The following is a 14,922-nucleotide window of genomic DNA, read 5'->3' as shown; positions in this document are numbered from 1 at the left end:
AAATAATAAGTTATGATTCAATTACATGGCCTTGTAAAGTATTTCTATAATAATCTGTAATCTTTAAATTGATAAATTTTCCTATCATATCAGGTGATCCTGTAAAATGTATAATTCTATTTGTTTCTGTTCTTCCTGATAATTTCATAATATTTTTTTTAGAAACACCTTCTACTAATACCGATTGAGTACTGTATAATAATTTTTTATTCCAGTATGTAGTTTGTTGGTTAATTAGGTTTTGTAAGATATATAATCTTTGTTTTTTCTTATTTTGTGTTACATTATCTGCTAACCTAGCAGCTGGAGTTCCTGGTCTTGGTGAATATAAAAAACTATAACTGATATCAAATTTAATATCATTAATTAATGTTAAAGTATCTTGAAAATCTTGTTCTGTTTCTCCTGGAAATCCGACAATAAAATCAGAGCTAATTTGAATATTAGGTCTTACATTTAATAATTTATTAATAATAGTTTTATATTCTGATACAGTGTAAGATCTCTTCATTAATTTTAAAATTCTGTCTGAACCGCTTTGTACAGGTAAATGTAGAAAACTAACTAGTTTTGGTGTATCACGGTAAACGTCAATAATATCATCTGTAAATTCAATAGGATTACTGGTGGTAAAACGGATTCTATCAATTCCATCTATTTCTGCAATTAATCGTAATAATTCTGAAAATTTACATATTTTTCCATTAAAAGTATTTCCTTTGTAAGCATTAACATTCTGTCCTAATAAATTAACTTCTCTTACTCCTTTTTCAGCTAAAAGAGATATTTCAAATATAATATCATCACAAGGTCTGCTTATTTCTTTTCCTCGTGTATATGGAACTATACAAAAAGAACAATATTTGTTACATCCTTCCATAATAGATACAAAAGATGATATATTAGGAATATATGGTTCTGGAAGATAATCAAATTTTTCTATTTTAGGAAATGTAATGTCTATTATGGTTTTTTTTATTTTATGAGATAAATCTATCATTTTTGGCAAACGATGTAGAGTTTGAGTTCCAAATATAATATCAACATATTTTGCACGTTTTTTTATTTCTTTTCCTTCTTGTGTGGCAACGCATCCTCCAACTGCAATAATTAAATCCGGTTTTTGTTTTTTTAGATATTTCCATCTTCCTAATTGATGAAATACTTTTTCTTGTGCCTTTTCTCTTATAGAACAGGTATTTAGGATTAAAATATCTGCTTTTTCAGGTATATTAGTAATTTCATAGTGCTTTCTTTGTTTGAGTATTCCTGAAATCATTGATGAATCATATTCATTCATTTGACATCCCCAGGTTTTAATATACATTTTTTTTTTCATTTTTATTTATCTTTTCATTCTTTTACTAATAAAGGGATTATTAATATTTTTTTAAATAGAAAAATATAGTATTTCTCACTACTTATAATATTACTCTATATTAAATATTTAATAAAATTTTTATTATAAAATTAAGTTGATTTATGATATTTTTATATCATTACTATATTTTATATTTATCTAATGAATTTAATGTAGAATATATGCATATTTTACTATATCGAAATATCTGCTTTTATTTTCGAAAGAGGTTTGTATCCTATAAAAAGAAAATCTTTAATATGATACTCAAATAATGAGTTTGGTTTATTTTTAATGATTAAAGTGGGTTTTTTTCTAGGTTTTCTAAGGATTTGATTTTTTGCTTGTGTTAAATGGTTATTATATAGGTGAATATCTCCACCTGTCCATAAGAAATCTCCTACTTTTAAATTACATTGTTGGGCTATCATGTGGATTAATATTGCATAACTTGCTATATTAAAAGGAAGTCCTAGAAAAACATCACAAGATCTTTGATAAAGTTGACAACTTAAAGTATTTTCTATCACATAAAATTGAAATAAAACATGACATGGTGGTAGTGCCATTTTATTTATATCGCTTACGTTCCAACTTGAAATAATAATTCGGCGAGAAGATGGTTCTTTTTTTAACATTTTTAATGTATTTTTTATTTGATCAATATTCGTATCATCGTATGAACTCCAGTTTCTCCATTGTTTCCCATAAATAGGTCCAAGATCACCATTTTTATTAGCCCATTGGTTCCAGATTGATACGTGATTATCATTAAGATATTTAATATTAGTATCTCCTCTAAGAAACCAAAGTAGTTCATGTATAATAGATGGAATATGACATTTTTTCGTTGTGACTAAAGGAAAACCTTCTTTTAAATTAAATCTAATATGATGACCAAAAATTGATAAGGTGCCTGTTCCAGTACGATCTTTTTTCGGTTTTCCTTGTTTAATAATTTTTTCTACTAAAGTTAAGTATTCTTTCATAATTTTCCTAATAATAAACATTATACATATTTAATATTATTTTTAATCATTATAGTTATTCCAATAGTAATCATTGGTAATGATAGTATTTGTCCCATACTGATGATACCAAATAATAAACCAATTTGTAGATCTGGTTCACGAAAGAATTCAGCAATAACTCGCAGTACCCCATAACTAATAAGAAATATCGCTGATACAGTTCCTTTTTTTGTTTCCATTCGTGAAAAAAAATGTAAGATAAAAAATAGAATTATTCCTTCTAGAAAAAATTCGTATATTTGAGAAGGATGTCTTGGAAGAACTCCAAATTTATTAATTAAAATTTGTAGTTCTGGATGAAAAGTAGAAAGTATTAAATCTGTTTCTTTTGATCCCGGAAATAAAATTGATAAAGGCATATCAGTAGCCACTTTACCCCATAACTCACCATTAATAAAATTGCCAATACGTCCAGCTCCTAATCCAAAAGGTACTAAAGGAGCAATAAAATCTGTTATTTGTAGGAATGATTTTTTTGTTTTTTTTGAAAAAAAAATACATATATTAAAACTCCAAGGAAACCTCCATGAAAAGACATACCTCCTTCCCATATTTTTAATAAATGTGTTGCATTAGTGAAATAATAAAATGGATTATAAAAAATAATATATCCTAATTTTCCACCTATCAAAAGAGAAAAAAAAGCATTAAAGATAAGATCTTCTATTTCCTTTTGAGTCCATTGATTATTTTTTTTTATTTTTTTTTTCCCATGTATAGGGCAAAAAGGAAACCTAAAAGATACGTAATTCCGTACCAATGCAAAGTAATTGGTCCTATAGAAAAAACTATAGGGTTAAACTGAGGAAAAGATATATAAGTATTGTTCATACAGTTCCTATATATTATATGTTTAATATATAAATATTAAATTTTATGTTTATATTTGATATATACCAGATAGATATATTGTATATTTTATAAATTTTTCTTATTATTTTTACGGAATGTAGCATTCAGTTTCTGATTTAAGCATATCTGATATAGTTTGACGTTTCCTTATTGTATAAAATTTATTATTTTTAAAAAGTATTTCAGAAATTAGAGGTCGACTATTATAATTAGAAGACATGGAAGCGCCATAAGCTCCTGTATCGTGGAATATGAGATAATCTCCTATGTTTACGATAGGTAATTTTCTGGTTTTTATGTTTCCTATTTCTGTTTGTGTAAAAATATCACCTGATTCGCATAATGGTCCTCCTACTATAGTATTGATTTTTTTTTCTGTCTCTATTAGATAACCATGTTTAGAAAAAGCTGATATATGGTGGTAACTACCGTACATAGTTGGTCTCATAAGATCGTTAAAACCAGCATCAACAAGTACAAAATGATTATTCCCCATTTTTTTTACAGCTCTGACTTCAGTTAATAAAATTCCTGATTCAGCAATTAAAAAACGACCGGGTTCAATTTCTAGTTGAATTGGATGTTTTAAATAGTTGGCAATTTTTTTTCTTGCCTTGTCCCATAATGTAAAATAATTTTGAGTGTTAATTTTTTCATCATTAGGATGATATGGAATAGGTAATCCTCCTCCTGCCGATATAGATATAATATCATAATTTAAGTTTAAAACTTCGTTGACCATTGCATCGCAAACTTGTTTTAAATGTTCATAATCAGAACCTGATCCAATATGCATATGGAGACCAATTAGTTTTAGATTGTGCTTTTTTATGATAGATAAAGCTGCAGAAGTATCCCATATCCCGTGTTTACTATTTTCACCACCTGTATTGGTTTTTTTATTATGACCATGTCCAAATTTAGGATTAATCCTTAACCAAACATGATGTCCAGGAGATATTTTTCCAATTTGTTCTAACATATCTATTGAACCAGCATTAATAGTAATATTTAAATCTATTACTTTCAACAAAGTTTCTTTGTCAAAGAGGTCTGCAGTGAAAATTATTTCGTTATTTTTTGGTGTAAATCCTGCAATTATGGCTCGTTCTATTTCTCCTATTGAGACAGCGTCTATTTTTACATTAGATTGGCGCATAATTTTTAAAATATGAATATTAGAGCATGCTTTTTGCGCGTATCTAATGACATCAAATTTTTTTAATTCTTGTATTTTATTTTTTATTTTTTTTTCATCATAAATCCATATAGGAGTATGGTTTTTTTTTGTTAATGATATAATATTTTTTATGTTTATAATTTTTTTTTTATTTTTTAATAGCATTTAATGTTAATCCTGTTATTAAATAGATTTTTTAAATAAAAATATTTATTTTTATTTTGTTTACCATTTTTATATAAAAATAAAACTAATTCAATTGTATTAAATATATTAGTATTTTTATATAGGACGAAGTGTAGGGAATAAGATCACATCTTTAATACTGTGTTGATTTGTGAATAGCATAATCAAACGATCTAATCCAATTCCTAATCCAGCTGTTGGAGGTAATCCATATTCAAGAGCTGTAATATAATCTTCATCATATGAATATTGAGTATCATATTGAGATTCTTTATTTAAAATCTGTTCAGCGAATCTTTTTTTTTGATCTTCGACATCATTTAATTCAGAAAATCCATTGCCTATTTCATGTCCAGCAATAAATAATTCAAATCGATCAGCAATATTATTATTTAGGTTGTTTCTCTTTGCAAGAGGAGATACTTCTATTGGATAATTTGTAATAAATGTAGGTTCTATTAATTTCTTTTCTACAGTTTTTTCAAATATTTGCGTAATATAATGGCCTATTGTCCAATTTTTATTAATTTTGATTTTCAGTTCTAATGTAATATTCTTTAATATTTCTATATTATCTAAATCGAAAGGTGTTATATTTTTGTTAAATAAGAGAATTGCTTGTTTCATAGTTAATCTTTTAAATTTTTTAGAAAAGTCAAAAATATATTTTCCATAATATATTTTTGTAGTATTGTTTATTTTTTTGGATACTGTTTTTAATAAATTTTCTGTAAACTGCATCATATCTTCATAATTTGCATAGGTTATGTATACTTCCATCATAGTAAATTCAGGATTATGTCGTGTTGATAATCCTTCATTTCTAAAATTTCGATTAATTTCAAATATACGATTAAAACCTCCAATAATTAATTTTTTCAAGTATAATTCTGGTGCTACTCGTAAGTATAAATTTATATTAAGAGCATTATGATATGTGATAAATGGACGTGCAGTAGCTCCTCCTGGAATATTATGCATCATTGGTGTTTCCACTTCTAAAAAATTTTTTTCTAACATAAAAGTACGAATATTATTTAAAATAATAGAACGTTTTTTAAATGTTTTTAGTGATTCAGTATTGCTTATTAAATCTAAATAACGTTTTCTATATTTAATTTCTGGATCAGATAATCCATGAAACTTATTTGGAAGGGGACGGAGAGCTTTAGTTAATAATTGTAGAGTATTAGAATAAATTGTTAATTCTCCAGTTTTGGTTTTAAATATATTACCAGTAACCCCTATAATATCTCCTAAATTCCATTTTTTAAAATGTTCAGAATAAAAGTTTATAGGAAAAATTTTATTTGTTACATAAATTTGCATTTTCCCATCTGCATCTTGTAATGTAAAAAAAGAACTTTTACCCATAATTCTTTTTTGCGTCATTCTTCCAGCAATACTAATTTCAATTTTTTCTTTTTTTAGATATTGATTAGTTTTATGAAAATATAGCTCATGAATTTGAATTATAGTGGTAGTGGGTCTGAAATTGTTAGGAAAATTAAATCCTTCTTGACGAATATCAATTAATTTTTTTTTTCTTATTTTTTCTTCTTGATTCAATGATTTTTGAGTTTTATTGTTTTTGATATTTCTTTTAAACATAGTGTTTCCTAAAATCCTAATTTTAAATTAGTTGTAATAAATTGGTCTATTTTTCCATTTAGTACAGATTGTACATCACGGGTTTCCATTCCGGTACGTATGTCTTTTATTCTAGAATCATCTAATACATAAGAGCGTATTTGTTTTCCCCAACTTATATCCAATTTATTGCTATTTAGTTCTTTTTTTTCTATTTTCTTTTTTTGGATTTCTAATTGGTATAATTTTGCTCTCATTTGTTTCATAGCTTGTTCTTTATTTTTATGTTGAGATCGATCATTTTGACATTGAGTAATAATACCAGAAGGTAAATGAGTAATTCTTACAGCAGATTCCGTTCTGTTAACGTGTTGACCGCCTGCACCTGATGCTCGATAAACATCAATACGTAAATCTGTAGTATTAACATTAATGTATATTTTATCGTCTAAATCAGGATATATAAAGGCAGAACAAAATGAAGTATGTCTTCGATTATTCGCATTAAAAGGACTTTTACGGACTAAACGATGAATTCCACTTTCTGTACGCAACCATCCAAAAGCGTATTCCCCAGTAATTTTTACTGTAGCTGATTTAATTCCAGCTATATCTCCTTCTGATTCTTCTATGATATTTGTTTTAAATCCTTTTTCATTACTCCATTTTAAATACATACGCAGTAACATTTTTGCCCAATCTTGAGCTTCTATTCCTCCAGATCCAGATTGCAAATCAAGATAACAATCTAAATAATCGTTTTTTTTAGAAAACATACGATAAAATTCTAGTTTATTTATTTTGTTTTCTATTTTTTCTATTTCTTTTTTTATTTCATATAAAAAATTTTTGTTAGATTCTGATACAGAAAGATTTGAAAGATAAATAATATCTTCAATATTTTTTTTTATTTCTTTAATAGAATTTATTATTTTTTTTAATTGATGATATTCTTTATTAATTTTTTTTATTAGTTGTGAATTGTTCCATATTTCAGGATTTTCTAGTTCAGAATTTATTTCAATCACACGTTCTTTTATTTTATTATATTCAAAAACAGTTTCTAATATTTTTATTCGTTGATCTAGATTTTTTATCTTATTTTTTATTAAATTAATTTCAAACATGCTTATATACCCCTTGTTATATATGTTTAAATATAATTTAAGAATATTATAATTTTTTCAGAGATATGCATTATCATATAACTATAAAAAATAATATATATTAATTTTAATAAGTACTACTATGATATAGTATTAATTATTTTTAAATATTAATTAAAAATATTGTGGATAATGTTTTAATGGAAAATATAAATTTTGAAAAATTGGTTTACCCTTCTAAGAAACTAGCCTTAAGTTTGATTGAATTAGATGATTGGTCTTTAATTAGAGTAAGTGGTACCGATAGTAGGACGTATTTACAAAGCCAGCTTACAATTAATGTTGATTTATTACAATCAAATAAACATATTATTTGTGCCCATTGTAATATCAATGGGAAAGTATGGAGTATATTACGTTTGTTTTTTTTTAATAACGATTACGCTTATATTGAAAGAAAAGATGTTGTGAACATCCAAATTAGAGCATTAAAAAAATATTCTATTTTTTCACGGGTTTTTATTCATGAAGAAAATAATTTTTTATTATTTGGGGTAGCTGGATCTGGATACAAAGCTAGAGAAATGTTGTCTAGGTTATTCATTAATCTTCCAGATAAGAATAATACTCTAGTAACTGATAAAAATATAACTTTATTATGGATTGGCGTTCCAGAAGAACGTTTTTTATTAATTATTCCTAAAGATCATAAAATAATAAATAATATAAAAAAAAGCAATATTATTGTTGCTAAAAGTAATCAGTGGTTATCTTTGGATATTGAATCTGGTTTTCCGATCATTAATAAAAAAATGATGAATAAATTTGTTCCTTTGTTTTTAAATTTAGAAAAAGTAGATGGAATAGATTTTAAAAAAGGTTGTTATTGTGGTCAAGAAGTGATTGCTAAAATAAAATTTAGATCTATAAATAAGTATTCGTTATATTGGTTAGTAAGTGTTACACATAGTCAGAATCTTCCTGAGATTGGTTCATTATTAGAATTAAAAAAATTTAAACAGTGGTATGTAGTAGGATATGTACTAGTATCTGTCATCATGTATGATGGTTCTATTTGGATGCAAGCAGTACTACACAGTGGTTTAATAAAAAAAAGTGAATTTCGCGTATGTGGTGAAAAAAATAATTTTTTTTATGCAAAAACTGATTTTTTATAAAAATATTAGATATTTTTTGTTGTATTTCTTATTAAGTGATATAATATATTTTAATTTTGTTAAAAATATTTTTCATATATTTACATATATAGAATATGTATAAAATATATCTCTTTTTATTAAATTTATTTGCTATTAATTGCATGAGTGAAGATTTTTAAAATGTATTGCGAAAATCATGAATAAAGGCATAATTTTTATTATTTCTGCCCCGAGTGGTACAGGTAAATCCAGTTTAATTCGAGAAATTTTAAAAACTATTTATTTTTATAAAATAGAAGTTTCGATATCGTATACTACTCGTATGAGAAGACCAGGGGAAATACATGGTAAGCATTATTTTTTTGTATCAAAAAAAGAATTTAAACATATGATTGATACAAGAAAATTTTTAGAATATGCTAAAGTTTTTAATCATTATTACGGTACTTCACAAAAAAAAATTAATAATATTTTATTAAGAGGTATAGATGTTTTTTTAAATATTGATTGGCAAGGTGCTAAAAAAATTCGTAAAAAAATTCCAGAATCTATAAGTATTTTTATATTTCCTCCATCTAGTGACGAGTTATTTCGTAGAATTAAAGAACGTGGACAAGATAGTAATATCGTTATATTAAAGCGAATGAAAGAAGCGGAAACAGAAATGAGTCATTATTCAGAATATGACTATTTAATCATTAATGATAATTTTAATACAGCAGTATCTGATTTAAAATCGATTATTCATGCCGAACATCTTTGTGTTAAACGACAAAATTATAGAAATATACATATCATTAGAAAATTATTGAATTATGAATGAATTTTTTAACGTCTAATATTATTAATTTTTTAGAAAAAAAGTATTGAACCTTGATTAGAATAAGTAATGATATTAATATGTGATTAACTCATAAAGTTATTTATTCTAATCAAGGTTCAATTAATTTTGAATATAATAAAATAACGAATAAAAAATTATTTCATAGAAAAATATTTAATTTCTATTAGATCTAGATACTCGTTTTCTTTCATTTTCTGTTAAATATCTTTTTCTCAATCTAATTGATTTTGGCGTGACTTCTACCAATTCATCATCATTAATGAAACTTAAAGCGTTATCAAGTGTAATTTTTATAGGTGGAATTAATACTATGGCTTCATCTGTCCCTGAAGCACGCATATTAGTTAATTTTTTCCCTGTTAGACAATTGACAGTCAGATCATTAGAACGATTATGTATGCCAATAATTTGTCCTTCGTATACCTGGGTTCCGTGACCTAAAAATAACTTACCTCTTTCTTGTAAGTTGTAAAGAGCAAATCCTACAGCCATACCTGTATTGTTAGAAATTAATACGCCGTTTCTTCTATTTCCCGTATTATTGAATTGCATATTTCCGTAATGACTAAAGGATGAATAAAATAATCCAGTTCCAGAAGTTATATTAATGAATTCTGCTCGAAATCCAATTAAAGATCTGCTAGTCAATATATAGTCTAACCGAACTCTTCCTTTATTATCTGGTATCATATTTTTTATTTCTCCTTTTTTATGACCCATAACTGTCATGATTGCTCCTTGATGTTTTTCTTCTATGTCTAATGTTACATCTTCGAAAGGTTCTTGGATCTCATTCTTTTTTTCACGAAAAATTACTTTAGGACGAGATACAGATAATTCAAAACCTTCTCTTCTCATATTTTCAATTAATATAGATAAATGTAATTCTCCTCTTCCAGATACACAAAATACATTTGCATCAGTAGTTTCTTCAATAAGTAGAGCTACATTATGGATTTCTTCTTTTTTTAATCTTTTAAAAATTTGTCTAGAAGTTAAATATTTACCTTCTTTCCCAGAAAAAGGTGATGTATTTACACAAAAAAACATTTTTACTGTAGGTTTATCTATATTTAAATTTGGTAGTGGTTGTAATTTTTTAGGATCACAAATAGTATCAGAGATATTTAATTCATTAAGTCCAGTTAAAGCAATAATATCTCCAGCGTAGGCAATAGGCGTTTCTATTCGTTTTAATCCAAAATAATTCAATACTTTTCCTATTTTACCTGAACGTGTTATGCCATTATTATTAATAATAGTGACTTGTTGATTGGGACAGATTGAACCTTGTTGAATTCTCCCTATACCAATAATACCAAGATAGTTATTATAATCTAACTGAGATATTTGCATTTGCAAAGTACCGTTAGGATTAACATATGGTGGAGAAACATATTTTACTATAGCTTTATAGAGAGGACTCATGTCTTTTTTCATATTAATATAATCTGTTCCTGCTATACCAAGTAATGCGGAAGTATATATAATAGGGAAATCTAATTGTTCATCTGTTGCATTTAAGTTTACAAATAGATCAAATACTTGATCTACTACCCAATTTGGTCTAGAATTTTTTCTGTCAATTTTATTAATTACTACAATTGGTTTTATACCATGATTAAAAGCTTTTTGTGTTACAAATCTAGTTTGTGGCATAGGACCATCAAGAGCATCTACTACCAATAATACAGAATCAACCATAGACATTACTCGTTCTACTTCACCACCGAAATCAGCATGACCAGGTGTGTCTACAATATTGATACGATAGTGATTCCACTGAATGGCTGTATTTTTAGATAAAATAGTAATTCCTCTTTCTTTTTCTAGATCATTGGAGTCCATGATTCTATCAGTGGTTTCTTCATGATCTTGAAAGGTGCCTGATTGTTGTAGTAATTTATCTACTAATGTTGTTTTACCGTGATCGACATGAGCTATTATAGCTATATTCCTTAAATTTTTGTTCATTTTACTACCTTAAAATATTAGGGTATAATAATATCAATTATTATTTAAGTATTACTGATATCAGATAAAAATATAAAATATGTCGATACCATCTTTATTTATTTAAGATTAGTTAGATCTTGTATTATTATAAAATATAAAAGTGAATCATACTAATTTTTTTTATGTATTTTATGATTTCTTGAATATATTAACATTAAATTGAATTATATCTTATATAAAGGTATGTATTTATTTTTTTGATTTAAAAAAATGGAAAATAATATTTTGAAAAATAATTATGAAAATACGTACTTTTTAAGTAGTATGGCACATATAAAAAAACAAAATAATTCTGATGTATCCGAGGTTTTATTCGTTGGCTATTCCAATTCTGGTAAATCTAGCGCTATTAATGTGCTAACAAATAAAAAAAAATTAGCCAGAATTAGTAAAACTCCAGGTAGAACAAATTTAATTAATTTTTTTTCTGTGACGAAAAAATGTTATTTAGTGGATATGCCTGGATATGGTTATTCAAAAACATCTAAAGTATTAAAACTACAATGGGAAAAAATTATTATTAAATATTTAAAAATGAATAAATCCTTAAAAGGATTGGTATTATTTATGGATATTAGACATCCTATGAAGCCATTTGATAAAAATATGATTATCATTTCTAAGAAATTTAATATTCCAATATTAGTGTTGTTAACAAAATCAGACAAAATTATATTTGAAAGTCAAAGACAAAAATTAAAAATGGTTTCTGAAAAATTATCTCTATTTTTATTAACATCTTTGAATGTATGTTTATTTTCTTCTTTTAAAAAAATAGGGGTTGATGTATTGCGTAAACAATTAGACGATTGGTATAGCTAATAAGAATGAAATATTAATATATTTTTTATATCAAATTATTTTTTTATAAAAAATATTACAGATTGATTAGATAGTTTTTATGGTATCTTGCCAATTATGACCTATTTTAATTCTTACAGGTATTGGGGTATCTAATATGGTATTAGATTCCATAATATTACGTATTTCTTTACAGATACTATTTATTTTTTCTTTTTTTATTTCGAATACTAATTCGTCATGAACTTGCATAATTATTTTTGCATTTAAATGATGTTGTGTTTTAAAAAAATTATATATTTTAACCATTGCCAACTTGATTATATCAGAAGACGTTCCTTGAATAGCAGCATTTACTGCTGTTCTTTCTGCGGATTGACGTATTAAAAAGTTTTTTGAAGTAATATGTGGAATATGTATCTTTCTTCCATACAATGTCAGTACGTATCCTTTTTTTAGTGCAAATTGATAAGTATGTTTTATATATTTTTTAATACCTCTATAACGTTTAAAATATGTTTTTATATATTCTTTTGCTGTTAATATATTGATATTAAGTTTATTTGACAAACCAAAGGGTCCCATTCCATAAATTAAACTAAAATTGATTACTTTTGCATGCTGCCTTTGTTCATCAGTGACATTTATTATGGGAATATTGAATATTTCAGATGCTGTTATTTTATATATATCTGAATCGTTAGAAAATGCTTTAATCAATTCTTTATCTTTTGATACATATGCAAGAATTCTTAGTTCAATTTGAGAGTAATCAGCAGAAACGATGAAATAATTTTTTTCAGATATAAATGCTTTTCGGATTTCTTTACCTTCTTTAGTTTTAGATGGAATATTTTGTACATTAGGATTTTTAGATGATAAGCGACCTGTTAAAGTATTTGTTTGATAATAACATGTATGTATTCTACCTGTTATTTTATTAATTCTTTTTGGTAGTGGATCAATGTATGTTGATTTTAATTTATATAAACTACGGTAATTTTTAACAATATTAAGTAGCATATCGTTTTTTTTGATATTAGATGTAACACTATTTTTTCTATTTTTAATTATGAGTAGATTTTTCTTTAATTGTTGCGAAGAAAGTATATTAAATGATGTACCTGTTAATTGATAAGCATCATGTTTTAATTTAACTAATTGAGTAGTAATTTTTTTTGATTGTTCTTTTAATTGTTTAATATTTATTAAAATTCCATTTTCTTCAATATTAGCTATTATTTTTACTAATGGAATTTCTATATTTTCTATTATTTTTTTAATTTTTTCTTCTTTATTTAAATAAAGAAGCATTACTATGTATATTTTTAAATTTATTTCAGATTCTTGACCTATATTTTTTTCTCGATTAGTATTTTTTTTTTTATTATTCTGAATCCATAGATTTTCTAACTCTTCTATTTTTATATGGTTTTTATGTGTATTATTTAATACATATGATGCAATCATGGTATCAAATGTATTACCAGATAATTTAATATTATATTTTTTTAATAGATGATAATTGTTTTTTATATTATGACCTATTTTTAGTTGATTGTGATTTTCAAATAAATTTTTTATTTTTTTTAAAATATTATTTTTATCCTTAATTTTTAAAGATAATATGTTTTTATCAATTATGGGTATGTAAAATACTTGATTAATAATAACGGAAAAAGAAAATCCAGTAATATTATTAGTATGTATATCTGGTAAGTTTGTTTTAATTATAAAAGAAAAGTTGTTATATTTTTCTATTATTTTTAACATTTTTTCAAATTGTTCTTTTTTTAAAATTATATTGTATTCAATATTTTTTATATTTTCGGTATATTTTGTTATTACTGTATTGGTAACCATGAATCATTTTTTACCTGTTGATTCCATTTTTTAAAGTTATAGTAATGGAAAAAATATAATAGCTCTTGTTTTTTTAATTTTGATATTTTTAAATCTTTGAAATTAATATTAATTGGTACATCTAATCGAATTGTTGATAATTTTTTTGAAAGAAAAGCAATTTCTTTATTTTTTTTCATATTTATAATGATATTTTTTTTTCCACGAATTGGTAATATCATTATATTTTCTATTTTTTCATATATCTTTTCAAGACAACCAAAATTTCTTAAGAGTATTAAAGCTGTTTTTTCTCCTATTCCTGGTACCCCTGGTATATTATCAGAAGTATCTCCCATTAATGCTAATAAATCAATTATTAGTATTGGTGGTATGCCATATTTTTTTTTTACTTCATCAGGTCCTATTTTAATATTATATGTAGAATTAATAATTCTAATATTTTGAGTTACTAATTGCATCATATCTTTATCATTACTCATAATTAATACAGAGAAATTTTCTTTTTCAGCACAATAAGATAAAGTGCCGATGATATCATCTGCTTCTACTAATGGTACAGTGATTATAGGTATTCCAATTGATGTTATTATTTTATATAACATTGGAATTTGATTTTTTAAACTTGTGGGCATATTTGGTCTATTTTTTTTATAGTTTTTAAATAGAATGTGACGAAAATTTTTATGAGGTGAATCAAATACTACTATAATTGGATTTTCTTTATATTGTATTAATAATTTACGCAACATACTAATTACACCGTATATTGCTCCAGACGGTTCTCCCCATCTATTGGTTAAAGATGGAAAAGTATAGTAAGCACGATATAAATAAAATGTACCATCTACAATTAATATTTTTTTTTATTTTAGTATTCATGAACATCCTTAAATATATACGATACTAATCGTAATTATAATGTTAAAATAT

General features: G+C 25.0%; 11 protein-coding genes and 1 pseudogene. 3 read left to right on the top strand and 9 right to left on the bottom strand.

The window, feature by feature from the left end; translation table 11 throughout:
* Positions 1-10 precede the first annotated feature (10 nt).
* The 6 genes and pseudogenes from miaB to prfB all read right to left on the bottom strand — a co-directional run bounded on the left by miaB (position 11) and on the right by prfB (position 7,326).
* The gene (miaB, locus tag AB4W65_RS01890; RefSeq protein ID WP_367673833.1) at positions 11-1,345 is read right to left on the bottom strand and encodes a tRNA (N6-isopentenyl adenosine(37)-C2)-methylthiotransferase MiaB; all 1,335 of its coding nucleotides are present in this window, start codon (positions 1,343-1,345) and stop codon (positions 11-13) included.
* A gap of 209 nt (positions 1,346-1,554) precedes the next feature.
* A complete protein-coding gene (thyA, locus tag AB4W65_RS01885; protein ID WP_367673470.1) occupies positions 1,555-2,349 on the bottom strand; it encodes a thymidylate synthase in 795 nt (264 codons plus the stop codon).
* Positions 2,350-2,369: 20 nt separating this feature from the next.
* A pseudogene (gene lgt / locus AB4W65_RS01880) lies at positions 2,370-3,222 on the bottom strand (prolipoprotein diacylglyceryl transferase).
* Positions 3,223-3,331: 109 nt separating this feature from the next.
* Positions 3,332-4,588, bottom strand: a complete 1,257-nt coding sequence (lysA, locus tag AB4W65_RS01875) for a diaminopimelate decarboxylase (protein WP_367673469.1) — start codon at positions 4,586-4,588, stop codon at positions 3,332-3,334.
* A 117-nt stretch (positions 4,589-4,705) separates the two neighbouring features.
* Positions 4,706-6,220: a lysine--tRNA ligase gene (gene lysS, locus AB4W65_RS01870; RefSeq protein WP_367673468.1), complete on the bottom strand. Its 1,515-nt coding sequence runs from the start codon at positions 6,218-6,220 to the stop codon at positions 4,706-4,708.
* Positions 6,221-6,228: 8 nt separating this feature from the next.
* Complete coding sequence (gene prfB, locus AB4W65_RS01865; protein ID WP_367673467.1) at positions 6,229-7,326, bottom strand: peptide chain release factor 2; 1,098 nt, start codon at positions 7,324-7,326, stop codon at positions 6,229-6,231.
* Positions 7,327-7,505: 179 nt separating this feature from the next.
* Between prfB and ygfZ the strand changes: the two genes are divergently transcribed.
* Positions 7,506-8,483: a tRNA-modifying protein YgfZ gene (gene ygfZ / locus AB4W65_RS01860; RefSeq protein ID WP_367673466.1), complete on the top strand. Its 978-nt coding sequence runs from the start codon at positions 7,506-7,508 to the stop codon at positions 8,481-8,483.
* 178 nt (positions 8,484-8,661) lie between these two features.
* Positions 8,662-9,288, top strand: a complete 627-nt coding sequence (gene gmk / locus AB4W65_RS01855; protein WP_367673465.1) for a guanylate kinase — start codon at positions 8,662-8,664, stop codon at positions 9,286-9,288.
* Between the two features lie 174 nt (positions 9,289-9,462).
* Here the strand turns inward: gmk and typA are convergent, their stop codons facing one another.
* Complete coding sequence (typA, locus tag AB4W65_RS01850) at positions 9,463-11,283, bottom strand: translational GTPase TypA (RefSeq protein WP_367673464.1); 1,821 nt, start codon at positions 11,281-11,283, stop codon at positions 9,463-9,465.
* 267 nt (positions 11,284-11,550) lie between these two features.
* On the opposite strand from typA, the gene yihA reads away from it, so the two are divergent.
* Entirely contained in the window at positions 11,551-12,147 is a 597-nt protein-coding gene (gene yihA / locus AB4W65_RS01845) for a ribosome biogenesis GTP-binding protein YihA/YsxC (protein ID WP_367673463.1), read from the top strand.
* 66 nt (positions 12,148-12,213) lie between these two features.
* On the opposite strand, the gene AB4W65_RS01840 is transcribed toward yihA, so the two are convergent.
* Both AB4W65_RS01840 and AB4W65_RS01835 read right to left on the bottom strand, forming a co-directional pair.
* A complete protein-coding gene (locus tag AB4W65_RS01840) occupies positions 12,214-13,989 on the bottom strand; it encodes a DNA polymerase (RefSeq protein ID WP_367673462.1) in 1,776 nt (591 codons plus the stop codon).
* Positions 13,971-14,843, bottom strand: a complete 873-nt coding sequence (locus AB4W65_RS01835) for a 5'-3' exonuclease H3TH domain-containing protein (protein ID WP_367673832.1) — start codon at positions 14,841-14,843, stop codon at positions 13,971-13,973. The genes AB4W65_RS01840 and AB4W65_RS01835 overlap by 19 nt, the downstream gene beginning before the upstream one ends.
* Positions 14,844-14,922 lie beyond the last annotated feature (79 nt).

It is taken from the genome of Buchnera aphidicola (Pemphigus populi), assembly GCF_964058935.1.
Taxonomy (GTDB): Bacteria; Pseudomonadota; Gammaproteobacteria; order Enterobacterales; family Enterobacteriaceae; genus Buchnera_C; species Buchnera_C aphidicola_D.
The sequence above is the reverse complement of the archived record's forward strand: the minus strand, read 5'-3'. Positions and strand labels throughout refer to the sequence as shown.